Annotated in this window: 22 protein-coding genes; 7 read left to right on the top strand and 15 right to left on the bottom strand. The window is 51.4% G+C overall.

From position 1 onward, the window contains the following. Window positions 1-64: 64 nt before the first annotated feature. From H8K43_RS07830 to pstS (H8K43_RS07795), 8 genes are all read right to left on the bottom strand, one after another. Entirely contained in the window at window positions 65-1,150 is a 1,086-nt protein-coding gene (locus H8K43_RS07830; RefSeq protein WP_329604491.1) for an HD domain-containing phosphohydrolase, read from the bottom strand. 168 nt (window positions 1,151-1,318) lie between these two features. Then, window positions 1,319-2,617: a phosphate regulon sensor histidine kinase PhoR gene (gene phoR, locus H8K43_RS07825; RefSeq protein WP_186903301.1), complete on the bottom strand. Its 1,299-nt coding sequence runs from the start codon at window positions 2,615-2,617 to the stop codon at window positions 1,319-1,321. Window positions 2,618-2,755: 138 nt separating this feature from the next. Further along, a complete protein-coding gene (gene phoB / locus H8K43_RS07820) occupies window positions 2,756-3,442 on the bottom strand; it encodes a phosphate regulon transcriptional regulator PhoB (protein WP_162020243.1) in 687 nt (228 codons plus the stop codon). 7 nt (window positions 3,443-3,449) lie between these two features. Further along, window positions 3,450-4,160, bottom strand: a complete 711-nt coding sequence (phoU, locus tag H8K43_RS07815) for a phosphate signaling complex protein PhoU (RefSeq protein ID WP_162020242.1) — start codon at window positions 4,158-4,160, stop codon at window positions 3,450-3,452. A gap of 34 nt (window positions 4,161-4,194) precedes the next feature. Next, on the bottom strand, window positions 4,195-4,974 hold the full coding sequence (pstB, locus tag H8K43_RS07810; protein ID WP_186903300.1) for a phosphate ABC transporter ATP-binding protein PstB: 780 nt from the start codon (window positions 4,972-4,974) through the stop codon (window positions 4,195-4,197). A gap of 13 nt (window positions 4,975-4,987) precedes the next feature. Next, a complete protein-coding gene (gene pstA, locus H8K43_RS07805) occupies window positions 4,988-5,860 on the bottom strand; it encodes a phosphate ABC transporter permease PstA (RefSeq protein ID WP_186903299.1) in 873 nt (290 codons plus the stop codon). Continuing rightward, window positions 5,860-6,804: a phosphate ABC transporter permease subunit PstC gene (pstC, locus tag H8K43_RS07800; protein WP_230403765.1), complete on the bottom strand. Its 945-nt coding sequence runs from the start codon at window positions 6,802-6,804 to the stop codon at window positions 5,860-5,862. Before pstC ends, pstA begins: the two co-directional genes overlap by 1 nt. Before the next feature lie 210 nt (window positions 6,805-7,014). Beyond that, window positions 7,015-8,058, bottom strand: a complete 1,044-nt coding sequence (gene pstS, locus H8K43_RS07795; protein WP_186903298.1) for a phosphate ABC transporter substrate-binding protein PstS — start codon at window positions 8,056-8,058, stop codon at window positions 7,015-7,017. 376 nt (window positions 8,059-8,434) lie between these two features. Between pstS (H8K43_RS07795) and ppk1 the strand changes: the two genes are divergently transcribed. Together ppk1 and H8K43_RS07785 are read left to right on the top strand one after the other, a co-directional pair. Continuing rightward, window positions 8,435-10,474, top strand: a complete 2,040-nt coding sequence (gene ppk1, locus H8K43_RS07790; RefSeq protein WP_230403764.1) for a polyphosphate kinase 1 — start codon at window positions 8,435-8,437, stop codon at window positions 10,472-10,474. After that, window positions 10,474-10,953, top strand: a complete 480-nt coding sequence (locus H8K43_RS07785) for a SixA phosphatase family protein (protein WP_186903296.1) — start codon at window positions 10,474-10,476, stop codon at window positions 10,951-10,953. Before ppk1 ends, H8K43_RS07785 begins: the two co-directional genes overlap by 1 nt. A gap of 113 nt (window positions 10,954-11,066) precedes the next feature. Here the strand turns inward: H8K43_RS07785 and H8K43_RS07780 are convergent, their stop codons facing one another. The 3 genes from H8K43_RS07780 to H8K43_RS07770 all read right to left on the bottom strand — a co-directional run bounded on the left by H8K43_RS07780 (window position 11,067) and on the right by H8K43_RS07770 (window position 13,272). After that, window positions 11,067-11,924, bottom strand: coding sequence for a UDP-2,3-diacylglucosamine diphosphatase (locus H8K43_RS07780; RefSeq protein WP_186903295.1), 858 nt, complete (start codon window positions 11,922-11,924; stop codon window positions 11,067-11,069). 3 nt (window positions 11,925-11,927) lie between these two features. Then, a complete protein-coding gene (locus tag H8K43_RS07775) occupies window positions 11,928-12,689 on the bottom strand; it encodes a GNAT family N-acetyltransferase (protein ID WP_186903294.1) in 762 nt (253 codons plus the stop codon). Between the two features lie 172 nt (window positions 12,690-12,861). Beyond that, on the bottom strand, window positions 12,862-13,272 hold the full coding sequence (locus tag H8K43_RS07770) for a hypothetical protein (protein ID WP_222610985.1): 411 nt from the start codon (window positions 13,270-13,272) through the stop codon (window positions 12,862-12,864). A 164-nt stretch (window positions 13,273-13,436) separates the two neighbouring features. On the opposite strand from H8K43_RS07770, the gene pstS (H8K43_RS07765) reads away from it, so the two are divergent. Together pstS (H8K43_RS07765) and rpoD are read left to right on the top strand one after the other, a co-directional pair. Further along, window positions 13,437-14,474, top strand: a complete 1,038-nt coding sequence (gene pstS / locus H8K43_RS07765; RefSeq protein ID WP_186903293.1) for a phosphate ABC transporter substrate-binding protein PstS — start codon at window positions 13,437-13,439, stop codon at window positions 14,472-14,474. Window positions 14,475-14,986: 512 nt separating this feature from the next. Beyond that, the gene (rpoD, locus tag H8K43_RS07760) at window positions 14,987-17,896 is read left to right on the top strand and encodes an RNA polymerase sigma factor RpoD (RefSeq protein ID WP_230403741.1); all 2,910 of its coding nucleotides are present in this window, start codon (window positions 14,987-14,989) and stop codon (window positions 17,894-17,896) included. A gap of 112 nt (window positions 17,897-18,008) precedes the next feature. On the opposite strand, the gene H8K43_RS07755 is transcribed toward rpoD, so the two are convergent. The 4 genes from H8K43_RS07755 to H8K43_RS07740 all read right to left on the bottom strand — a co-directional run bounded on the left by H8K43_RS07755 (window position 18,009) and on the right by H8K43_RS07740 (window position 21,629). Then, window positions 18,009-18,542: an AAA family ATPase gene (locus H8K43_RS07755; RefSeq protein ID WP_186903292.1), complete on the bottom strand. Its 534-nt coding sequence runs from the start codon at window positions 18,540-18,542 to the stop codon at window positions 18,009-18,011. Then, window positions 18,530-19,120, bottom strand: a complete 591-nt coding sequence (gene pnuC, locus H8K43_RS07750) for a nicotinamide riboside transporter PnuC (RefSeq protein WP_186903291.1) — start codon at window positions 19,118-19,120, stop codon at window positions 18,530-18,532. Before pnuC ends, H8K43_RS07755 begins: the two co-directional genes overlap by 13 nt. 102 nt (window positions 19,121-19,222) lie before the next feature. Beyond that, window positions 19,223-20,281, bottom strand: a complete 1,059-nt coding sequence (locus H8K43_RS07745; protein WP_186903290.1) for a substrate-binding domain-containing protein — start codon at window positions 20,279-20,281, stop codon at window positions 19,223-19,225. Window positions 20,282-20,609: 328 nt separating this feature from the next. Next, window positions 20,610-21,629, bottom strand: coding sequence for a GlxA family transcriptional regulator (locus H8K43_RS07740; RefSeq protein WP_186903289.1), 1,020 nt, complete (start codon window positions 21,627-21,629; stop codon window positions 20,610-20,612). 132 nt (window positions 21,630-21,761) lie between these two features. Here H8K43_RS07740 and H8K43_RS07735 point away from each other — a divergent pair, with 132 nt between their 5' ends. From H8K43_RS07735 to H8K43_RS07725, 3 genes are all read left to right on the top strand, one after another. Next, on the top strand, window positions 21,762-22,868 hold the full coding sequence (locus H8K43_RS07735) for an S-(hydroxymethyl)glutathione dehydrogenase/class III alcohol dehydrogenase (RefSeq protein WP_186903288.1): 1,107 nt from the start codon (window positions 21,762-21,764) through the stop codon (window positions 22,866-22,868). Window positions 22,869-22,878: 10 nt separating this feature from the next. Then, a complete protein-coding gene (gene fghA / locus H8K43_RS07730; protein ID WP_186903287.1) occupies window positions 22,879-23,721 on the top strand; it encodes an S-formylglutathione hydrolase in 843 nt (280 codons plus the stop codon). Between the two features lie 162 nt (window positions 23,722-23,883). After that, window positions 23,884-25,716 carry an AMP-dependent synthetase/ligase gene (locus H8K43_RS07725; protein WP_186903286.1) on the top strand — a complete coding sequence of 611 codons (1,833 nt, stop codon included), beginning with the start codon at window positions 23,884-23,886 and terminating at the stop codon, window positions 25,714-25,716. Window positions 25,717-25,737 lie beyond the last annotated feature (21 nt).

The raw sequence follows: 25,737 nt of genomic DNA, 5'->3' as shown, positions 1-25,737 counted from the left end.
ACGGGGATGATCAGCGCATTTCAAGTGGTGTTTGATGCCAGCCTGTATCTGCATCAGGTCTGTATCAGGTCTGTATACCCCACTCTGCACCAAAGGCTTTTTGCTGCGATAAATCTTCCTGATACTGATTTTTAATTGTCATTATCTCGCTCAAGCCCGCCATAAACGCATCCACGCAGGCAGGGTCGAAATGCTGCCCTGAACCTTCACGCAAAAATTCCAAAGCGCGCTCAGTTTCCCATGCCGCCTTATAAGGGCGTTCAGAAGTCAGCGCATCAAACACATCGGACACCGCAACGATGCGGGCAAACAGAGGAATATCTTCACCCACTAAGCCTTGTGGATAGCCGCTGCCATCAAATTTTTCATGGTGCGCCAGCGCGATGACGGCACCGGCATTCAACATTTCAGACGAGCTGCCAGCGAGAATTTCATATCCCAGACGCGAATGGCGCTTCATGATCGTGAACTCTTCCGGCGTTAACCGGCCAGGCTTGAGCAAAATACTGTCCGGAATGCCGACCTTGCCTATGTCATGCATGGGTGCGGCTTCGAGTATCAGTTGCTGATCATCGGTGGACAGTCCCAGACGGGCTGCAATGATTTTGGAATAATTTGCCATACGGATGATGTGCGCACCGGTTTCAGGATCGCGCGAATCCGCTGCGCGCGATAAGCGCAATATGGTCTCTCTCTCGCGGGCACGAATTTCTGCAGTGGCTTTCTGCACCTCGACATTCAGCCAGCTGGCCCTGTCTTCCAGAAAGCGCTGGCTGCGCCGCAAGGCCAGCATATTCTTTGTTCTGGCCAGGAATTCGATGCGGTCTATCGGTTTGATCAGGAAGTCGGTGGCGCCGACATCCAGTGCCTGGTAGCGCAGTTCCAACTCGCTGTTGGCAGTGATCATGAGCACGGGAATATCGGCGCAGCCTGGCAACTGGCGAAAATGACTGATGAAGGCCACACCATCCATCTCAGGCATCATATAGTCCACCAGCACCAGGTCGGGCACTTGACTAGCGCACCAGCTCAGTGCTTTGGCAGGCTGAGTGAAACTGATGGAACGGCAACCGTCCAGTTTTTGTAGCAAATGACACAGCAGGGTCACGTTAATCTGCGCGTCATCCAGCACCAAAACATTCATTTCCATCGAACATTCCTCAAAAAAGAATTCCAGATGTCTGGATGACACTGATTTTACTACCAGGAATCTTTTTTGAGTGTACCGTATTTACTCAGACTAAATATTTACGACAAGAAATTTAAACTAAATCAAGCCAAATGACGCTAAAGCTGGCTGTTGCCAGCGCATGCGTACTCAGTGCTGCTGATGTAAGACTGTGCCGGGAAACTGGACTGCAAAGACACTGCCAACTTCGGGCGTCGATTCAATAAACAATTGTGCATTGTGGCGCAATAACACATGTTTCACGATAGCCAGGCCGAGACCGGTTCCCTGGGTCTCACGCGAACGGCTCTTGTCGACCCGGTAAAAGCGCTCAGTCAGCCTGGAAATATGCTCTGAACTGATGCCGATACCATTGTCACGCACGCTGAACTTCGCTCCCTGCTCCACATTCTCCCAGCTGATTTCAATCCGTCCACCCTGTGGTGTGTAGCGAATCGCATTGGTGACCAGATTGGTCAGTGCACTGCGAATTTCATCGGTACTGCCTTTGACATCCGGCCCATCAACACTGAGGCTGAGCTGATGACGTCCGGCTGATAAGGCTTCTGCTTCCTGCAAAATCTGCTCCAGCAGGCCACGCATATTCACAATTTCCGAGCGTAACAAGTGATCGACTGACTCCAGACGGGTCAAAGTCAGCATATCCTCGACCAGACGCTGCATGCGCTCACCCTGCTCGGACATCAGCCTCAGATGCGCGTTACGGGTCGGTATATCGAGGTCTGGCTGCAAAGATGCAATTTCCAGAAAACCGTTAATCACTGTCAGCGGGGTACGTAATTCATGCGAGGCATTGGCGATAAAGTCACGTCGCATCATGTCGATACGCTGGGATTCAGTCACATCGTGGGTCACCAGAATCTGACGCCGGTTTTCAAACGGGATGATATGCGCGATCAGCTTTCTGTCGCGGAAAGACAGGGTCAGCGGGGTTTCGTAGCGACCCAGGATAATGTAATCCATGAACTCAGGGCTGCGCACCAGATTGGTGACGCGCATACCCTTATCCTGGCTCAGGCTCAAGCCCAGATGATGCTCAGCAGCCGGGTTACACCATTCCAGGAATAACACATCATCCATAATAACGACGCCATCCGGCAGCAGCGTCATCGCCTGGCGGAAGCGCGCCAGCCATTCAGTCAGCTCGGCCTGATTTTTTTCATCGCCACGACGCAGTTTGTACAAACGAGAAAACACATCAGTCCAGGCACCTGAGCCATCGGGCAAGCGGGAGCTGCTGGGATTATCGAGCCAGTCGCCGAGTCGCTGTAAATAAACCAGCTGTATCAGAAACATGGTGAGCAAGATCAGAAAGCCCAGAATCAAACCGGGAACCAGACCCCAGAAATAAGCCGCCAGCGCAGTTCCAGCCAGCACCAGGAAAATTCTGACGACATTAGAAATCCAGAAAATCAGACGAGGAGACATAAGGGATCCAGATATTATTATGGAATGAGGATAGTAGAGATCACTTGCTGATCCTGGCCTGAATTGATCAGCCTGCTGTGCCTGCAGTGGAGAGAGCTGGATCCGGAGCGATGAAGGCACCCGCTCCGGCAACCGGATTTATTTCTCAGACAGCATATAGCCTACACTACGTACCGTCTTAATTAAAGATTCGGCTGATTTTAAGACTTTACGCAAACGTAATACATGCACGTCCACAGTGCGTTCTTCGATCACGACATGATCACCCCACACCTTGTCGAGCAACTGGCTGCGCGAAAATACACGTTCAGGATGGGCCATGAAGAACTTCAGCAGCTTGTATTCCGCATGTCCGATATCGACTTTCTGGTCAGAGATTTTGACGGTACAGCTGACCGGATCGAGTACCACGGAACCAGCGGTCAGCGCAGTCTGCGCGTGCTCAGGGCTCTTACGGCGTAACAAAGCCTTAATGCGCGCTGTCAGTTCACGCGGTGAAAATGGCTTGGTGATGTAATCATCCGCACCATGATCCAATCCCGCAATTTTGTCCTCTTCCATGCTCTTTGCTGTGAGCATGATGATGGGAATTTCATTAAACTGGCGATCACCACGAATCTTGGATAACAAACGCAAGCCGCTTTGATCCGGCAACATCCAGTCCAGTAAAATCAGTTGCGGCGTGCGGCGTTGAATAAACTCCCACGCCTCGGCTGTATTGTTCACAGCGAAGGTATTCCAGCCAGCGGCACGCAGGGTAAAGCTGACCAGCTCAACGATAGCCGGTTCATCCTCAACGATCAGAATAGTGGTGTCAGCTGCCATATCTCAATTAGCTCTTTTGCTCTTGTTTGGTTGCGACATAATCAGAATGCCGGATATCTTTACCTTCAACGATGTATATCGTATGTTCCGCAATATTTTTCGCGTGATCACCGATACGTTCTATCGCTTTCGCTACCCACAAAGCATTGAGAGAAGATGAAATCGTGCTTGGATCTTCCATCATGAAGGTGATGAGGTTACGCATAATCGAGCGGAAGTCATTATCAATGATCGCATCCTGTGCGATCAGCTGCACCGCTTTTGCATCATCCAGACGCGCAAATGCGTCCAGCGAGTGATGCAGCATATCAGCTACATTGGCTGCCAGTACACGCACAGTTTCATAGCCGCTGAACATAGGCAGGCTGCGGCGGTTAACTGCCGCATCTTTTGCAATACGTGCAATTTTAGTCGATTCGTCACCAATCCGCTCTAAATCAGTAATCACTTTACCGGTCGCCATCACGGTACGCAGATCGTTCGCGGCCGGCTGACGCTTGACGATCAGATGGCTGCACATATCATCCAGGCTAACTTCCAGCCGGTTCACTTCCAGATCCGATTGAATCACGGCCTCAGCCTGTTGCTCATTACCAGTTCTGAAGCAAGACATCGCATCATGGAAATGGCTTTCTACCAGACCGCCCATCAGTAACACTTTAGAACGGATCGTTTCCAGATCCATGTCGTACTGCTTTGAAGAATGTTCACCTGTCACTTTTTTCTCCTGTATTCCGTATCACTGGGTGTTATTAACCGAAACGACCGGTAATATAGTCCTGGGTTTCTTTTTTGACTGGGTTCATGAAAATATGATCGGTCTCGCCAAATTCGACCAGCTCACCCAGATACATGTAAGCAGTATAGTCAGAGCAACGTGCAGCTTGCTGCATGTTATGCGTCACGATAGCGATCGTATATTCTTCTTTGAGCTCATTAATCAGCTCTTCAATTTTGACGGTAGAGATAGGATCGAGCGCAGACGTTGGTTCATCCAGCAATAACACATCCGGTCTGACCGACACACCGCGTGCGATACACAGACGTTGTTGCTGACCGCCAGACAAACTCAGACCACTCTTATTGAGTTTATCTTTGACCTCGGTCCAGATCGCCGCTTTTTTCAGTGCCCATTCCACGCGCTCATCCATCTCGCCTTTGGACAGGTTCTCATACAGACGCACACCAAACGCGATATTGTCATACACCGACATCGGGAATGGAGTCGGCTTCTGAAACACCATACCGACCTTAGCACGCAGCAAATTGATATCCTGATCCGTATCCAGAATGTTTTTACCGTTATAAATGATACGGCCTTCTGCGCGCTGACCTGGATACAGATCATACATACGGTTCAGGGTGCGCAGCAAAGTGGATTTACCGCAGCCCGAAGGGCCGATAAAAGCAGTCACTTTTTTGTCGAAAATATTCAGATTGATATCGCGCAGGCTACGGGTCGCACCGTAGTAAAAATTCAGCCCGTCGATCTCGATTGCTTTCTTTTGGGTATTTGCTTGAGTAGTTGTCATATCGATGCTCGGATTAATGCTGTGTCTTTTGGTTAAACAAGGTACGCGATAAAATATTCAGGCCCAAAACACTGAAAGTAATCAGCAAGGCACCAGCCCAAGCCAGATCACGCCAGTTTTCATAAGGACTCATAGCAAACTGGTAAATTACCACAGGCAAGTTCGCCATTGGTTTATTCATATTGCCGTTAAAGAACTGGTTGCTCAGCGCGGTGAACAGCAAAGGCGCGGTTTCACCGGAAATACGTGCCACAGCCAGCAAAATACCGGTGACCACACCTGCTTTTACCGCACGCAGACGTACCAGCAAAGCGACTTTCCAACGCGGCGCACCGAGCGCAAATGCCGCCTCACGCAAACTGGCAGGCACCAGGCCCAGCATATTGTCAGTGGTACGCACCACAACCGGAATCGCAATCAGGGAAATCGCGATACTGCCAGCCCAACCGGAAAAATGCTTCACGTTAGCGACATAGATTGCATACACAAACAAACCAACCACGATAGACGGCGCGGACAACATGATGTCAGTCACGAAGCGGGTCAGGCCACCAAACCAGCTTTTATCACCATATTCCGCCAGGTAGATACCAGCCAGAATACCGATAGGTGTGGAGATCAGGGTAGCTGCACCAACCATCATAAAACTACCGACAATGGCATTCATCAAACCGCCACCCTCGCTGCCTGGTGCAGGAGTCGACTCAGTGAACATCGCCAGATTAACTGCCGAAAAACCTTTCACGATCAGCGTGAACAAAATCCACATCAGGAACACCAGGCCGAACGCCATCGCGATCGAGGATAGAAAAATCCCCACTCTGTGCATGAACAGGCGCTTACGGTAGACCGGATTGCGCGCCGTGATTACTTGTTGATCACTCATTATTTTGATCCCTCTTTTTTGCTCAGACCGAGCAACAATAATTTAGCTGCAGATAACACAAAAAACGTAATCACAAACAGTATCAGACCCAGCAGGAACAACGAGGAGGTATGCAGCACCGACTCTGCTTCTGCAAATTCATTCGCGAGTGTAGAGGCGATACTGTTACCGGCTGCGAACAAGGACCAGGACAATTTGTGTGCATTACCAATCATGAAGGTCACTGCCATGGTTTCACCCAGCGCACGTCCCAGACCCAGCATCACGCCACCAACCACACCGATTTTGGTGTAAGGCAGCACAATCTTTCTGACCACTTCCCATTTAGTGCAACCGAGACCATAGGCCGACTCTTTCAGTACAGGCGGCACCACTTCAAACACATCGCGCATCACGGAAGAGATAAACGGGATAATCATGATCGCGAGGATAATGCCAGCCGACAGAATACCCAGACCTATCATAGGGCCGGAAAACAAAGCACCAATCACTGGCAATTTACCCAGGGTGGCAGCCAGCGCAGGCTGTACATATTCAGAAAACAGCGGAGCAAATACAAACAGACCCCACATGCCGTAGATGATACTTGGCACACCTGCCAGCAATTCTATCGCTGTACCTAAAGGGCGTTTGAGCCAGGCCGGGCAGATTTCAGTCAGGAACAGAGCGATACCAAAACTGACTGGAAACGCAATCAGCAACGCAATGACAGAAGTAGCAAGCGTGCCCACAATCGCAATCAGGCCACCAAACTTATCGTTGACCGGATCCCACTCTATGGTGGTGATAAATGCCAGTCCGAATTCCTGCATCGCAGGCAAGGCACGGACAAACAAAGAGAAAATAATACCGAGCAATACGATCAGCACAAATGCTGCGAAGCTCAAGGTGAGTTTATGAAAGAAGAAATCCTGCCAACGCTGACGACGCATAATGACCGCCATGCGCGCATCACTAAGTGGCAAGTTTGCTTGCGGCGAGGAAGAGGTTGCAGATGTAACGGAGGGTGCGTTCATGTTGACGGTAGACGTTGGTAGTGTCATGGGTGTGTTTTTTTTCACCGGGAGGCGAACCACCGCAGTGGTTCGCCTGATACGACAATCTCTGAGTTGCAGAGAGGCTCACATCGGAATTACAAGTTACTCAGCCTGTGATTACCACAGTGCTTTGCCAGATCCATCTTTGATTTTAGCTTTCCAGCCTTCTTCAATCTGCTTCACAACCGGAGTTGGCATGGATACATATTCCAGTTCAGTTGCCATTGCGCCGCCGTTTTTGAATGCCCAGTCAAAGAATTTCAACACTTCTTTGCCTTTTTCAGCGTCCGCCTGGGATTTGTGCATCAGAATGAAAGAAGCGCCAGTCACTGGCCAGGAAGCTTTACCTGGCTGGTTAGTCAACACCAGATACATACCAGGTGCTTTCGCCCAGTCAGCATGAGACGCTGCTGCTTTAAAGTTTTCATCATCAGGTGCAACAAAAACGCCATCCAGATTCTTCAATTGAGTATGGATCATTTTGTTACGCTTCACGAAAGCGTACTCAACATAACCGATAGAATTCTTGATACGCTGCACGTTTGCTGCAACGCCTTCATTACCTTTGCCGCCCATACCGACCGGCCACTTCACTGCTGTCGCAGAACCAACTGCAGTTTTGAATTCTGCGCTGACTTTGCTCAGGTAGTCTGTCCACAGGAAAGTGGTACCGGAACCGTCAGAACGATGTACTACAGTGATTTCTTCAGCAGGCAATTTCACGCCAGGATTCAGTGCAACGATTTCAGCTGCATTCCATTTCGTGATTTTACCCATGTAAATACCAGCCAACACTTCGCCAGTCATTTTCATTGCGCCAGGTGCCACGCCATCCAGATTCACAACCGGAACCACGCCACCAATCACAGCTGGGAACTGGGTCAGACCTTCAGCGTCTAACTCTTCGAGCTTCAAAGGCATATCGGATGCACCGAAATCGACTGTCTTTGCCTTAATCTGTTTAATACCACCACCGGAGCCGATGGACTGATAGTTCAGGCCTGTGCCAGTTGCTTTTTTATAAGCTTCAGCCCATTTCGCGTAAATCGGGAATGGGAAAGTCGCGCCAGCACCAGTAATATCAGCTGCGTGTGCAACAGAGAAAGATGCTGCCACACCGACTGCAGCGATCAGGGATTTCACGACATGATTCATTTGCATGTTGACCTCTAGGTTAAATTACATGTTTTGCTACTGCGAGGCGAACTTTAACGACGAAATATGACAAGAACATGACAAGCAGAAATAATTATGAAATATTTCTTTTAAAGCAATTTTATTTGTCATAAACTTGTCATGTTTTACACCTACAATAGGCATTGCCATATATATGCCAGCTGATGACAGCCTTGATGACATGCGAAAAACTATGCACACACCAGAAGTGACAGCCCCCCCCACAGAACAGACCATAGATCCAGCCCCTACGACCGCTCCGGATATAGAAAAAACAGAAAAGTCCAAACCGGCAGCGAGAAATGTGACAGCTGCGAATAAGGCAGAAACCTCGAGGAGTGTCATTTTTCTGGACCGGGAGATGTCACAAATCGCGTTTAACTGGCGCGTGCTGGCTCAGGCCGAAGACCGCACTATTCCTTTATTAGAAAGACTCAAGTACCTGTGCATCGTCGGTAGCAATCTGGATGAGTTTTTTGAAGTCAGGGTAGCCAGCCTGCTGGCGCAAAATACGATAGATGGCGAACTGGCGCAACACCCTGCTTTCCAGTTTATGCTGAAGCGGGTATCGACCGAATGCCATCAATTGGCACAAAAGCAATATGAGTTACTCAACCAGGAAATCCTGCCGCAACTCTCCAGAAAAGGTATTCATTTATTACGCCACTCAGAGCGCAATGAAGCCCAGCGTGCCTGGGTCAAGCAATATTTTGAGCGCGAAGTCCGCCCGCTGCTGACCCCGATAGGTCTCGATCCGGCCCACCCGTTTCCACAAGTTGTCAATAAGAGTCTCAACTTCATCGTTTCTTTAGCAGGCAAAGATGCTTTTGGTCGCGGCACTGGCATCGCCATCGTTAAAGCCCCGCGTGTATTGCCGCGCGTGATTAAGCTGCCGGATGAATTGTCGGATAAGGGCGCATCTTTCTGCCTGCTTTCCTCGATTATTCACTCCCACATCGAAGATTTGTTTAATGGCCGTGAAGTCCTGAGCTACTCTCAGTTCCGCGTCACCCGCGACAGTGATCTGTGGGTGGACGAAGAAGAAGTCAAAAACCTGCGCCAGGCTTTGCAGGGGGAATTGCAAACCCGTCAGTTCGGTGCAGCAGTTCGACTGGAAGTCGCCAAAAACTGCCCGGAAGATCTGGCCAAATTCCTGCTGGAACAGTTTTCCCTGAGCCCGGACCGCCTGTACCCGGTCGATGGCCCGGTCAATATGGTCAGGCTCAGTGAATTGATAGATCATGTAAAGCAGCCTAATCTGCGCTTTCCACCTTTCTCTCCAAGAGCGATCAGCAAATACCACCACGCAGATATTTTCACCTTACTGCGCAAGCAGGATATCTTGCTGCATCACCCATTCCAGCCCTTCCAGACCGTGATTGATTTCATTCGCTCTGCCGCGCAGGATCCGAATGTGGTCGCGATCAAGCAGACCATTTATCGCACCGGCATGAATTCCGATTTAATGGAATCCCTGATTACCGCCGCACGTCTGGGCAAGGAAGTCACCGTCGTAGTGGAGTTGATGGCGCGTTTTGATGAAGAAGCGAACATCAATTGGGCCGACAAATTGCAGCGCGCCGGTGCTCAGGTGGTGTATGGCGTGGTTGGCTTGAAGACCCATGCCAAACTGGCGCTGGTGATACGGCGCGAAGAAGGCGGTCATCTGCGCCACTATGCCCATCTGGGCACAGGCAACTACCATCCATCGACTACCCGTTTTTACACTGACTTTGGTTTGTTGACGGCTCACCCTGGCATTGCGGCAGAAGTGAATGAAGTGTTTATTCATCTGACCGGCCTGAATAAACCGAAAAAGCTGGAATATTTGTGGTTAGCACCGTTTGCACTGCAACCACAAATTATCAAGGCAATCCGTAACGAAGCACGCATTGCACGTGAAGGCCGTCCGGGCCGCATCATCGCTAAGATGAATGCCTTACTGGATGAGTCGGTAATACGCGCACTGTATGCAGCGTCTGCCGATGGCGTTAAGATTGATCTGATCGTACGCGGTGCCTGCGCACTGCGCCCCGGCGTGCCTGGACTGTCAGAAAACATCCGGGTCAGATCGGTGATCGGTCGCTTCCTGGAACATAGCCGGATTTACTACTTCCGTAATGATCTGGCGCATGACGTGTATCTGGCCAGCGCAGACTGGATGAACCGCAATCTGTTCCGACGCATTGAAGTCGCCTTCCCGGTACTCGAAAAATCTCTTAAAAAGCGCGTCATTTCAGAGGGCCTGGATCCCTACCTGAAAGACAATGTGAATGCCTGGGTACTCGATAGCGAAGGTCATTACGAGCGCAAGAAAGCACGCAGCAAACAAGCTTCTTTCTGCGCACAACAATACCTGATGCAACAACTGGGCTCTTTATCTGAACGAAACGAGGAATAATGGACTTAATCCTGTGGCGTCACGCCGAAGCCGAACTCGCCAGCGGAGATATCACTGATGAGTTTCGTAAGCTGACCAGTAAAGGCCTGAAGCAGGCCAGTAAGATGGCCTACTGGTTAGACAGCACCTTGCCAGACACCTGCAAAATTCTGGTCAGCCCGGCGATTCGTACCCGGGATACGGCAGAGGCTTTGGCAACTTGCGGCAGGAAATTCAAGATTTGCCCGGAACTTGGCACGGCCGCCACCGTACAGGACGTACTGTTGGCCGCAAACTGGCCCCACAGCCGCGAACCGGTACTGATCATAGGTCATCAACCCTACCTGGGTCAGGTAGTCGGCGAATTACTCGGCCACCCTTTGCATGATTACCCTGTCAGAAAGGCGAATGTCTGGTGGATCTCGCAGAAACAAAGAGATGCAGAAGAGATGCAAACCTATCTGAAGGCCATCATGACGCCGGACCTGGTGGTGCGTTAATCACAGACCTGGTACAAATGTAAAAAAGCTGTGTCGCTACACAGCTTTTTTATTTCTACGGTGCCTCAGAATGAATCAGGCCAGAAATCAAGAACAGAATTTCAGATTCTGACTCAGCCCGCAATCGCTGCCACATCCGCCTCGACCGCAGTTTGCTCCGACACAGGATGACCATGCTGAACCACATCATGCCAGGTAATCAGGCGCAGCTTGCCATCGGGTTCCTCGACCAGCGCGGATAAACTTTCCACCCAGTCGCCATCATTGCAATACAGGATGCCGTTGATATCACGGATTTCAGGTTTGTGAATATGACCGCAAATCACTCCGTCCAAACCTTTACGGCGCGCCTCTTCAGCCAATGCATCTTCAAACTGCGTGATATAACTCACGGCATTTTTGACTTTAAGTTTCAGATACTGGGACAAAGACCAGTAAGGCAAACCGGCACGGGCGCGCCAGTTATTGAATACCTGATTGAATTTCAGGATCACGGTGTACAGATTATCACCCACATAAGCCAGCCACTTTGCGCAGGCAATCACACCATCGAAACGGTCCCCGTGCAGGACCAGCAGACGCTTACCTTCTGCGGTCGTGTGCACCAGTTCATCGCGTATCTGTATGCCACCAAAGTTCAGATCGATGAACTGCCGCACCGACTCATCATGATTACCCGGAACAAAAATCACATTCGTTCCTTTTTTGGCTTTTTTCAACACCGTCTGCACCACATTGTTGTGAGTCTGATCCCAATACCAACGACGCTTCAACTGCCAGCCGTCGATGATATCGCCAACCAGGTACAGAGTTTCCGACTCGGTCGCACGCAGAAACTCCAGTAATTTTGCTGCCTGACACCCGCTGGTTCCCAAATGCAGATCCGAAATCCAGATCGTTTTAAACCGCGTTACTTCTTTTTTTGCGGCTTTATGCAGTTTTTTATTCAGGAACTGATCAGCGGGTTTCATCTTTTACTCCCCTGTTCCGTAGTGCTTGGCGTAGCGATTATCCAGATTCGACAAAGGCAGCATCACAAACAAATCGGCACTGTGGAAATCCGGATCCCAGGCCGGATCACCACACACCCAGGCACCGGCACGCAGATAGCCTTTCAGCAAAGGCGGAATACGCGCTTCGGTATTGCTGGTATCAATTTCATCGAGCGGGAATGGCAGATGGGGGGACACGCGGTATTCCAGCGGGCAGAAATCATTTTCTGTCAAACTGCGGTAAATTGCGGCTGCATTCTGACCACCATCGGTCAGACTGATGCTGGCGCAACCAATCAGGTGACTGCAACGCTCACGGCGCATGTAAGCTGCCAGACCTGCCCACAACATCATGATGACAGCACCACTGCGGTAATCCGGATGAATACAGGCACGGCCAGCCTCAGCAATGCCGGAACGAATATGCTGCAGACGGGACAGATCAAACTCTGTCTCAGAATAGTATCGGCCCATTTCACGCGCCGCATTCGGACCAAGGATACGATAAGTCCCGACTACCTTGAGTGTTTTAGTGTCACGTACGATCAGATGATCGCAATACGCATCAAAATCATCTTTATCCAGTCCATCCGGATTAGATAAAGCAGACAAACCCATACTTTCGATAAACACTTTATAGCGTAAGCGCTGTACTTCTTTGACCTCTTCCGGCGTCGTCGCCAGACTCAGACTGAGCTTGGAAAAGCTGGGATTGGCATCGGCAGGTATGGTGAGTAATCGCATTCGTCGTCCTTGTAAAGTCGCATGATTGAAACGCTGACGGACGAAGAATAAAGAGCGAATACTTCAGCAAGATGACAGCCACATGTCGGTTTGATGACAGCAGCATTAGCAGATAAAAAAACAACAGCCTGCAGGATTTTCATCGCTGCAGGCTGTTGTTTTTATTCGAATTTCACTTCTCTTTTTTAGGGCGACCAGCTTTTAAAGGCGCCAGTTCAGCAATCAGTTTTTTGAGTTCCGGTGTTCCGCTGCGGCTCAGCAAAACCAGGCCTATGCGCAGCAACTGGCTCTTTTTCACTTCAACACCCGCTTTCAGGCAAGCCTTCTTTACTTGCCCGAGTACCGCATATTCATCCTCTGGCATGGTAAAGCTATCCCTGACCAGCTTAGTTTTGCGGGGTTTTTCCTGCACCTCTGCTTTGACAGCGAAAGCGCGCTCAGTAACAGCTTTGACCGCTGTCGCTGTTTTTTGCGCACGAGCTGTGCTGGCGGCTTTCACTGCTGGCACCTTAGCCGCCACCGGCTTACGTCCAGCAACAAGCTTTGCGACAGCAACTTCCTTCTTACTTCCGACTGCAGCCATGTCAATCTCCCAGGTTAAAACGGCAAATGATATAAACAATTTATGCAAAACGCTTAACTCTAAGCATAACGCCTTGACATGACAAGCAAATTACGAGCCTCTTCACAAAAAAAACGCTTGTGGGATAATCGCGCCGGCTTTTATTTTTCCATACATCAACAATCATGATACGCAAAGTACTACTCATCAGCCTGATTTCGCTGACATCCGCCTATGCTGGCGCAAATGAAATTAAAGGTGCCGGATCTTCCGCTGCCGCCCCACTGTACCAGACCTGGGCCGATGCCTACGCGAAAACAACTGCATCAAAAATTGATTATCAAGCCATAGGCTCATCCGCTGGCATACGCAAAATCAAAAACAATGAACTGGATTTTGGTGCAAGTGATGTTGCCTTGCCATCCGCGGAATTAAAAAAAGCAAAACTGATACAGTTCCCGTCTGCCGTCTCCGGTGTCGCGATTATTTACCATGTTCCCGGCCTGCGTTCCGGCGAATTAAAGCTCAATAGCGCTCTGTTGTCGCAGATATTTTCCAAAAAAATCCAGCTTTGGAATGATCAGGCAATTCAAAGTCTGAATCCTGGCTTACGCTTACCCGCCCATACCATCGAAGTGATCGCGCGTCAGGATGGATCAGGCAGCACCTATAATTTCAGCGATTATCTGAGCAAAACCAATCCGGACTGGCAAAATCAGTACGGAAAAAATTTCACCATACCGTGGAATGAAAATGTACAGCAAGTGAAAGGAAGCAGTCTGCTGGCTGCCAAACTGAAAAAAACGCCGTATGCGATCAGCTATGTAGACTACAACTACGTGGTACAGGAAAAACTCGATGTCGCACAACTGCAAAACCGGGAAGGCAAATTTGTACTGCCAAATGCAGAATCTTTTTCCAGCGCACTGAGTAATAGCAGTTGGAAAGCCAGCGGTAATTTCGAAGAAGCGCTAACCGACAAAGCTGGCACCAAGTCCTGGCCGATTACCATGGGAACTTTCGTCATTATGCCGCAGGCTGCAGTCAATACTGAACAGGCGAAAGCGACACTCAGATACTTCAACTGGGCCTTCCTCAATGGTGACCGCCTGGTCAACAGCGTCGACTTTGTACGCCTGCCTGACGCATTGCAAGCAAGGGTATTCAGGGAAATGACGACAGTCACAGATCAGAAAGGCGTGCCTCTGAATTGGTCAGTCTGAGTCACCATCTGAATGGCCACCTGAATTGATGGCCCAGCTCAGCCGCTTCATTGAGTACCCGCGTGAATTGAAACGGCTGAGCATACACACCAAAAAAATGCAGCAGTAAGCCCTAAGCATCAGCACAAAATTCGCATTAATTGTTTATTCTATATGCTGCGTATCCAGAGCGGATTTTGCCTGATTCTGATACCCCTACCCCTTGAAAGCCTTATCAGACCTAGCGCTCCCACGAGCACACAAAAAATCGCTACAATTGCGCACTTTTAAAAATCCAGGAAATTACAGACAAAACTTGTCAAGAAGAGCTAAGCCGAGGATAATTCTGCCCTCGCGTCTCTTCAGAGATCCAGTTTGAGCAAGATGAATCCGCTTTCATCAGCGTAGCCCGCTACTACAGCGGGCTTTTTCGTCCGTGTCTGCCGTTGATCTACAACACATGATCGTCAGCAGCCTATCGCCATTGCCATACACTATTGACAAGCCTTTGTTGTCGCATTCGATTTTGTTACATGAAAAACAGCTTAACTGACTCAACGATTTCTATTTCTAAAACAGGCTCCACACTCACCCTGGGAAAGAAAACATTACAGTTGAATCGCCCGACCCTGTCCAGCTCCAGCAATGAAGTGACGACAGAGGCTACGGTCGCTGAATCTGCTGAAAATGTCGCCGCTCCCGCTGCTCCTGTGACAGTGATAACCAAGCGCCGCTCGCGCATGCAGGCGGTGTCTGCGGCTGCGATCGTCACACCTAAGGCATTGACTGCTGAGGATATCGAAGCGATGAGTTCGCTTCCTGTCGAGGACATCCCTGCCGAGACCGCAGCTTCAAGCCTGAGTGAAGAGCCTCTATCCAATCAGGACATCAGCGCTATCAATCATGAGGTGGAAGCACTTGCTGCAGTTGCAGAAGCGGACATCACCCCTGAGCCTAAGGTGGAAGTCAAAACCGAAATCCGTGCCGACTTGAAAGCTGAGTTACTGACACTGACCGGTGCCGACATTGCCAAACCACGTGCCGCCGTTATCCGTAAAACCAGCGTCAAGCCAGCTAAGAAGCTGCTGCTGTCGGATCAATTGGGTAGCAAACCGGTCACGGTCAGCGTGAAACGCGAAAGCCGCATCAGCAACACCAAATTCGCTGCACCCGCTCCAGTCACTACGCTGAAGCCGGTAGCGCCAGTTGCACCAGTTGTAGCGGTTGCGCCTGCCATCAGTCGCCCGGCAGCACCAGTGGCGAGTCACACAGAACCACGGGTACCAACTCCAGCCTTTACCGCTCCGGTCATCGCGGAAGTGTCTATGCCGCGCGTAGCCGCCAGCAGCGTGCTGAGCGCCAAGCCTGCCACGGAAGTCAGACCTGTGGCAACTGCCGCGCCGGAACTGCTGTCCAAGACTGCGGACATCGATACCTCTGCCTATGTCATGCCCGGCAGTAAAGAGCCTGCCAAGCGCGGCCGCAAATCGTCCGAGAGCTTCTTCGACAACGATGAAATTCAGGCGCTGAATGCTGCGGAATCTGCAGAATTGAAACGGGCAGCGCGTGCCAAGAGTAAAAAAACCGGCACCAACGAAGAACAACTCGAACACTACCGCAAGCAATTATCCAAGCTGATACGCCTGGGTAAAGAGCGTACTTACCTGACCCACGCTGAAATCAATGATCATCTGCCAGAAGAAATCGCTGATGCAGAAATGATTCAGGAAGTGATCAGCACACTCAATGACATGGGTATCGCAGTTTATGATCAGGCGCCGGACGCAGCAATGATGCTGCTGACCGACAACGTGGTCACCGCTGTCAGCGATGATGAAGCGGAGTCGGTAGCCGCCTCTGCACTGGCCACTGTGGACTCTGACTTTGGCCGTACAACTGATCCGGTCCGCATGTATATGCGTGAAATGGGTGGCGTGGAATTGCTGACGCGCAGCGGCGAAATCGAAATCGCCAAGCGCATCGAAGAAGGTCTGAAAGACATGGTGCAGGCGATTTCAGCCTGCCCGGGCACTATCCAGGAAATCCTGGTCATCGCTGAAAAAATCGCCCAGGACGAAGTGCGGGTGGATGACATTATCGATGGCCTGATTGCACCGGAAGAAGCCGACAATTCAGCCCTGCTGCTGAACGACAGCGACGATGCCGATGAAGATGAAGACGATGACGAATCAGTTGCCGATAACGTCGGCATCAGCGATGAGCAATTACAACAGCTGAAAACAGCCAGCCTGCAAAAATTTGCCGTAGTCGCTAAACGCTTTGAAGAAATGCAGGCAGCACGTGAACGTGACGGTTACCAGTCTGCAGCTTATGTAGCGGCACAACAGGCAATCTCACGCGAATTGCAAAGCATGCGCTTCACCGTCAAGACAGCTGAAAAGCTGTGCGACACCCTGCGTAAGCAAATGAAGGACCTGCGCCAGACTGAAAAACAGTTGATGGAATTGCTGGTGAATAAATGCGCAATGCCGCGTAACTACTTCATCGATATGCTGAAAGTCCACGCGACCAATGCCGCCTGGTTTGAGCATGAAACGCAATCGAACCAGCCCTATGCAGCGACCCTGTCACGCCACATCCACGCTGCGCGGGAATTGCAGAACAAGCTGATACAACTGGAAGAACGCGTGCAATTGCCATTGAGCGCACTGCGCGACATCAACAAGCAAATGATCGCTGGAGAAAAGCGTTCCAGCGAAGCCAAGCGCGCAATGACAGAGGCGAACTTACGTCTGGTCATTTCGATTGCGAAAAAATATGTAAACCGTGGCTTGCAATTCCTGGATCTGATCCAGGAAGGTAATATTGGCTTGCTCAAAGCGGTGGATAAATTCGAATACCGTCGCGGCTATAAGTTTTCTACCTATGCTACCTGGTGGATACGTCAGGCAATCGCACGTGCCATCGCGGATCAGGCCAGAACCATCCGCGTTCCGGTACATATGATAGAAACCATCAATAAGATGAACCGGGTACGCCGTCAGTTGCTGCAAATGACGGGACTGGAACCTGAACCGGTTGCCATCGCTGAAAAAATGGGTCTGCCTGAAGTCAAAGTACGTGAAATCCTGAAGATTGCAAAAGAACCGGTATCACTGGACGTACCTATCGGTGATGATGGTGACTCGCAATTGGGTGACTTCATTGAAGACAATGCGACCTTGTCGCCGATGGCAGCTGCGATGCAGGCATCGGTACAGGAAAAACTGAAAGAAGCATTGGATGGACTGAGCCCGCGCGAAGCCAAGGTATTGCGTATGCGCTTCGGCCTCGACACCACCACTGAATTCACACTGGAAGAAGTTGGTAAGCAGTTTGAGGTCACGCGTGAACGTATTCGTCAGATCGAAGCCAAGGCCATGAAGAAGCTGCGTCATCCTGGCAAATCCGAGCATCTGCGCAGCCTGATGGAAAACCAGTAATCCCGGCTAGTCGCAGAAGTAAAAAACCTCAGTGTTGATGCACTGAGGTTTTTTTATGGCTGCACAAAGCTGCAGGAAGCTGCACGAAGCTATAGGAAGCTGAATACCTGAATCACTCCATCAGAAATTCCAGCGCAAACCCAACTTGCTCCAGCCGCTGCTCAGGACTGCCTTCTATCAGCAAATGGGGAATATCACGCGCTTCCAGTTCGCTCAATAAACGCTCATGGATGCGCTGGCGCACAGCGGGCGACTCACGCTGCAAGCCATCTGGCGTCCACGGAAAATCGGGCGCAGTCACCAGCGTGAAATCGTAGTCATGCTCATCGGCCAGTGCCGTCAATGCCTCATCCGCAAAACGGAAGTAATGATCACTGTAAATCCAGGTCATCAGCGGGGAAGTATCACAGAACAGATACTGATTTGCCTGCGTCAGCATGACTGCCTCACGTCGCAGCTGTTCCTGTGCTATCCCAGTCTGCTCCTGCTCCTTAGGAACGCGTGCCTGGGTATCGACAAACTCACGTAAATACTCCGGCACCCAGACGGTCTGATAGCGCTTTGCGAGCATTTCAGCCAGCGCTGATTTGCCGGAAGATTCTGCACCAAGAATCGCAATCTTCTGCGCTTGTTTTATACCCGGCATGCTGCACTCCATTGTTTTAAGCCTATCGCGGCCAATACGACAAAAATCCCATACAGTATGGCCGTCAGCACCAGTCCCTTACTCAGATACAGACCGACATACAGTACATCCACAGCTATCCAGATCAGCCAGTTCTCTATTTTTTTCCTCGATAAAAGCAATTGCCCAACCAGACTGCCAGCGGTCAGAAAACCATCCATATACGGTACATCGGTATCGGTGTAGGTTTTGAGAAACAGAGACAGGATAACAAAACCGCTTAACCAGGCCAGGATGGCAGCAAAGCGTTGCATCAGGTTCAGGCTGGTAACCGGCATTTCCTGACTTTGTTTCCCCCCTTGCAGCCAGCAATACCAGCCATATACCGACACCACCACAAACACCATTTGCAAACCACTGTCACCATACAATCTGGATGAGAAAAAAACGATGCCGTACAGTGCAGACGACAGGATAGAAAATAACCAGGCCCAATGTATCTGGCGGATATTCAGCAGTACAGTCAGCACCGACAGCACAAAGCTTAACAGTTCAAGCGGTGTGGTTTGCCAGGCAAAAAAGGGAATTGAGTCGTTCATGGCAGGCGCAGAATTCAGAATGCAGCATTATCAACTATCGCAGACACAAAGTCATGTACCTGCAATGCCAAACCGCGCTGGCCGTCTGCCAAGAACCAAGGCTCAGCGTACAGGCGGCTGACCGGGAGCTGCCTTTGCGCGAGCAAACCAAATCTGGCGATAATGCTCTTTAAAATTGGACAGCGTATCGATGTCTGCGCCCTTAAGCTGATTCAGCAAGCGGCTGGTCACCACAACCGGACTACTCACGTAGCCACTCGGTGCAGCGCCGGAAAATGCACGATTCAATTCATCTGCCAGTTGCCAGCCCTGTATTCCCAGCGGCTCAGCAATAGTCGCCAATTGTTGCGATTTCCCGGACTTGATGCGATTGAGCGCAATATAGGAGCCATCACCTGCTGCGATATTGACGATATCGCGCCGCCCTTCCGACGCCAGAGGAATATTCATCGCATCAAAATAAGCATCATTGATCGCCAGCGTGTGGGTCCAACGTGGTCCAAATTGTTGGTTCCATCGCTTTACTGCTGCAGGAATTTCCTGGTTCACATTCCCTATCGCCATATTTTCCACCGCCAGCAAAGTGCATAGTCGGCAATGTGCGATGATATCTTTCATGACTGCGGTTTTCGCATTGGCGATCCTGAAGCGCTTGTCATTGAGAATAATGATGCCTTTTTCGGCGCTGTCAGCCTCTACCAGCAACTCCGCAGCCTTGCGCGCCACCTGCTCATAGTGGGTGGTGATATTCACGAACAATTGTTTGCTGGCTCCCGGCGTTGCAGCAGCATGCCAACCCACCAGGACGATTGCTTTTTGCTGTGCCAGCATCACAATATCCTGGAATTCTTCATCGATATCGATACCCGCCAGGACTACGCCATCCAAATGCTGACTCAATCCATCCTTCAATAAGGACCGGAACAGTCTGACATCACCCTTACCATCGTAGACATCCAGCGTCCATCCCAGCTCAAGAGCAGCGAGGTAAAGACTGCGATAGACCGAAGAGATGCCGCCATTACGCATATCCTGGCCAATGAAGCTGATTCTCTTTCCACGTAGTGCCAGTGGCCCATCGCGCGGACCGTCCCATGCAAACGCAGCAGCGGTGGCGGTGGCGGTGGCAGCAGAATCACGCGCCCAAACAGAAACGCTCACGCAATTCAGCATTAGCAGCAAAAGTAAAACAGATATCCGGCTTACAAAAGGCATATTTATTTCCTGTTCTATCGTTACGATCCTGCAATCTTCACTGCCGCATCATCAACCAGATCAACTATGAGGAAACACCATTTTTCAACCAACACCATCTGTCACTCTAAGATCCGCTGATATAGCGGAGTAAAAAAACTGGCAAGATGCGCTCTGCTTTATCGCATTTTACTGAAAGTCCCCCGGTACAGACAGAAGATTACTTTTTGCAGCACGACAAAACCACAGCACCACAAAACTTAGAGGTGCAACCCCGTAACAAGAAGGTCCGGTATCACACGTCAACCACACCTGTCGTCGCGAACCGCTCACGGTATAGTTTTGGCGTAATACCCAGCTTTTTCAGGAACACCCGGCGCATCTGGGCTTCATCACTGAAGCCAGCCATAGCGGAAATAGTTTTAATCGGCAACTGCAAATCAGACAGTAGCTGCGTGGCGCGCTCGAAACGGCATAGTTCGATGAATTGCTGAGCGCTCAAGCCAGTTTCCTGATGAAACACCCGGGAAAAATTCCTTTCACTCATCATCGCTTTTTCCGCCAGCTGACTCACCGTCAGACGCGACTGCAAATGCTCCTGCACCCAGGCCTGAATGTCACGGATACCAGGTTTAACCGTGCGTTCAGTCAGCAAGTGAGAACTGAACTGCGACTGACCGCCGGGGCGCTTCAGGTATACCACCATCTCGGTAGCGACCTCCAGCGCCAGCTCACGGCCATAGTCTTCCTCAACCAATGCAAGTGCCAGATCTATGCCTGCGGTGACACCGGCTGAGGTCCAGATGTGGCCACAGCGCACAAAGATCGCATCGCTGTCGACCTGCACCAGCGGATATTGTTGCTGCAATGTTGCGGCCACACTCCAGTGGGTGGTCGCACGCTGACCATCCAGCACGCCGGCCGCTGCAAGAAAAAAAGCGCCGGAACACAAAGCGGCCAGGCGCGGGATACGCGCGTTCACTGCGGCGACCCATGGCACGATCGCGGTATCCTGATCCAGCACATGCTGAATATGCCTGGCACCAATGATGAGTGCCGTATCCGGCAATGCCAGCGTGTTCAAAGACTTGGTCGCTGTCAGTGACATCAGGGTATCAGAGGCCACATTGCCAGCTTGTGGCGCTGCGATGCGCACATCGTAGGCAGCGGGCTCACCGCGTCTTTGCAAATGCAGGTTGGCATACTCGAACACTGACATAGGCCCGACCGCTTCCATGGCTTTAAAACCGGGATAGACGATGATATCGACGGTGTGTATCTGACGCACAGAGCGGGTAGCAGGCAGTTTTCTCATTATCTCAGAGCTGAAAGCGTGAAAAGTCTGCCATTATGGCAGCATTTTCAGCCATTCCCGGCATACGGCCGAACGTCCAGCCTCAGACCTGGTCACAATAGGCCATCTGAATGAATACGAAGGAGCAAACACATGAAAACCAAAGCTGCAGTTGCATGGCGTGCAGGCGCACCACTGACTATCGAAGAAGTAGACTTGCAAGGCCCTAAACAGGGTGAAGTCCTGGTTGAGCTGAAGGCCACCGGCATCTGCCATACCGATTATTACACCTTGTCGGGTGCCGACCCGGAAGGCCTGTTCCCTGCAATTCTGGGGCACGAAGGTGCGGGCATCGTGGTCGATGTCGGGCCCGGCGTCAAAAGCCTGAAAAAAGATGACCATGTCATTCCGCTCTACACGCCGGAATGCCGCGAGTGTAAATTCTGCCTCTCACGCAAAACCAATCTGTGTCAGGCGATCCGCAGTACCCAGGGTAAGGGCTTGATGCCGGATGCCACTTCACGCTTTTCGCTGAACGGAAATCCGCTGTTTCACTACATGGGAACCTCGACCTTTTCCAATTACATTGTGGTTCCTGAAATCGCTCTGGCAAAAATCCGCGAAGATGCGCCGTTTGATAAAGTCTGCTACATAGGCTGCGGCGTCACCACTGGCGTCGGCGCAGTCCTGTTTTCCGCCAAGGTCGAAGCCGGTGCTAACGTCGCGGTATTCGGTCTGGGTGGCATAGGTCTGAATGTGATACAGGCTGCGCGCATGGTCGGTGCAGATAAAATCATCGGCGTGGACATCAATTCGGCGCGGCAGGAAATGGCACGCAAATTCGGCATGACGCATTTCATCAACCCAAATGAGGTCGAGAACGTGGTTGATGCGATCACGCAAATTACCGATGGCGGTGCCGACTACAGCTTTGAATGCGTAGGCAACACCACCACCATGCGTCAGGCCTTGGAATGCACGCATAAAGGCTGGGGCAAATCCTTCATCATCGGCGTGGCCGCTGCCGGTCAGGAAATCTCTACCCGCCCGTTCCAACTGGTAACTGGCCGTGAATGGCGCGGCTCTGCCTTCGGTGGTGCGCGTGGCCGTACCGATGTACCTAAAATCGTAGACTGGTATATGGAAGGCAAACTTAATATCGATGACCTGATCACGCACCGCTTATCACTGGAGCAGATTAACGATGGTTTCGATCTGATGAAACGCGGGGAATCGATACGCTCGGTCGTGATTTACTAAGGATGATGCGATGCCTGAACTAATCAGTGAACACCTTTGCTTTGGCGGTGTGCAGCAGTTTTACCGCCACACATCGCAGGCTATAGACTTGCCTATGCGGTTTTCGGTCTACCTGCCGCCGCAGGCACAGACCGCAGCCGTGCCTGCCCTGTTCTATCTGGCGGGACTGACCTGTACAGAAGAGACTTTCATGATCAAGGCTGGTGCGCAGCGTATCGCCGCTCAGTTGGGACTGGCGCTGATTTGCCCCGACACCAGCCCACGCGGCGCCGGTGTCGCAGGTGAAGCCGAGCATTGGGATCTGGGTGTGGGTGCGGGTTTTTATCTGGATGCCAGTCAGCAGCCTTGGGCCACGCACTATCGCATGCAAAGCTATCTGACCGAGTTGCACGCATTGGTCAGCCAGCACTTACCGGTTATCGGCACACAAACCGGCATCATGGGTCACTCCATGGGCGGTCACGGCGCACTGGTGACTGCCCTGCGCCAGCCTGTGCTGTTCCGCTCAGTGTCCGCGATTGCACCGATTTGTGCACCCGTCGATTGCCCGTGGGGGGAAAAAGCGTTTCAGGCTTATCTGGGTCCAGAGCGCACGAGCTGGGAACAATATGATGCAAGCTGTCTGATGCGCGCAAGGCAAACGCCCTTCCCTGCAGGCATACTGATCGATCAGGGTTTATCGGATCAGTTCCTGGCGACGCAACTGCATCCCGAACGTTTCGAGCAAGCCTGCCTGCAAGCCGATCAACCACTGAATTTGCGGCGACACACGGGCTATGATCATGGCTATTACTTCATCGCCAGCGTGATCGAAGATCATCTGCGCTTTCATCACGAACGCCTCAGCACTTAAGTCATCGCGCCATCAACCGAGAGCGGTACTCAAGCGCAGGAAACCATAACGGTTTCTTGCGCTTTTTTGCTAAGAACTCAATCGCGTGTCAAGTATCCACATCAAGCAATAATATAAAGAATACTGCGATAATACGGGTCTATCGTCTAACAAGGTCGTTCTATGCTTAAGATTCAAGCCATCTCACCGGAAGTGCAGGCCCTGAAAACCCTTCCCGAGTTATTACAATGGCGAGTACAGAAAACACCAGGCGCAGATGCCTATCGTCAATTTGACACACAAACCGCAACATGGCTGACCTATAGCTGGGCCGATGCAGGCCGCCTGGTCAGCCAGTTCAGCCGCGCGATGGCTGCCATGCAGTTCAGCAAAGGTGCCCGTATCGGCATTTTGCTGCCTAATGGTCTGGATACCGTCTGCGCAGATCAGGCCACGCTGGCTCTGGGCCATGTACCGGTACCTATGCATGCGCTGGACAATCCTGAGAGTATCGCGTTTATTCTGGCCGACAGTGCCGCCAGCATGCTGATTGCCGAATCCCAAAAGCAATGGGAAGCAATCCGTGATGCAGGCTATGCGCTGCCCGACTTAAAGCAGGTGGTGATCACAGCTGCGTCAGTCAGCAGCAGTCCAGCGGATGCGCAGACACGTATCAGCACACTGGCAGACTGGCTGCAAGCGGCGGAGCAATTCCCTGCTACCAGTTGGCCCTTCCCGGATGAAGAAGATCTGGCCGGATTGGTGTATACCTCAGGCACAACCGGCAAACCGAAAGGCGTAATGCTGACTCATCGCAATGTAATGGCTAACGTCAAAGCGGTGCTGCAGCGTGTGACCCCGTTTGAAAGCGATGTATTTCTGTCCTTCCTGCCGCTGTCGCATACTTTCGAACGTACCGCTGGCTATTACACACCGATTGCCGGTGGCTGCTGCGTTGCATTCGCACGTTCAGTCAAAGACTTGCCAGAAGATATGCGCACCATGCAGCCGACTATCCTGGTATCAGTGCCGCGTATTTATGAACGGGTACTGGCTAAAATTGAAGGCGATGTCAGCGCCTCTGCACTGAAATCCTGGTTATTCCGTCAGGCTTGCGCCATAGGCTGGAAACGCTACAGCCAGCAGCACGATGGCGTGCAAGAAAGCAATCGCCTGAGCCTGGCCGAGCGCTGCCTGTGGCCACTGCTGGACAAGCTGATAGCCGGTAAACTGCGCACCCAGTTTGGTGGCAGATTGCGACTGGCCGTGAGTGGCGGCGCCGCGCTGTCGCAACATGTGGCACAGACTTTTTTGGGACTGGGCATACCGGTTGCGCAAGGCTATGGCATGACAGAAACCTCGCCAGTGATTGCTGCCAACATCCCGCTCAATACCGATCCAACCAGCGTGGGTGCGGCCTTAGAAGGCGTGGAAGTGCGCATCGGTGACAACAAAGAATTACAGGTACGCGGCCCCAGCATCATGCGTGGCTACTGGAACCGCCCTGAGGATACCGCCAAAGTGTTCGATGATGGCTGGCTCAAAACCGGCGATCAGGCAGCAGTGGAAGCCAGTGGCCGCATCCGCATCCTGGGTCGCGTGAAAGAAATCATCGTGACCTCCACCGGTGAAAAAATCGCGCCGGTCGATCTGGAACAGGCCATCCTGGCTGATGCAGGCTATGAACAGGTGTATGTGTTTGGCGATAACCGTCCTTTCATCGCCTGCTCTGTCGTCGTCACTCAGGCTTATTGGCAACAAATGCAGGCCAAAGCCGGTATCAGTGTCTGTGCACCGGACAGCGAAGAAGCTGCCAAGGCACGTGCATTGATACTCAAGCGTATCCGTGAACTGACCACCAGCTTCCCGTATTACGCGCAACCACGCGGGGTAATCGTGACGCTAACCCCTTGGTCGGTTGAGAACTCTCTGCTTACACCAACGCTGAAGCTCAAGCGCAATAACCTCGCCGCACATTTCGCTGCGCAGGTTGAAGCGCTGTACAAAGGCCGCTAAGCCCACAGAAATGCCGGGTGC

The organism is Cognatundibacterium curvum, assembly GCF_014284235.1.
GTDB classification, from domain to species: domain Bacteria; phylum Pseudomonadota; class Gammaproteobacteria; order Burkholderiales; family Burkholderiaceae_D; genus Undibacterium; species Undibacterium curvum.
The sequence above is the reverse complement of the archived record's forward strand: the minus strand, read 5'-3'. Positions and strand labels throughout refer to the sequence as shown.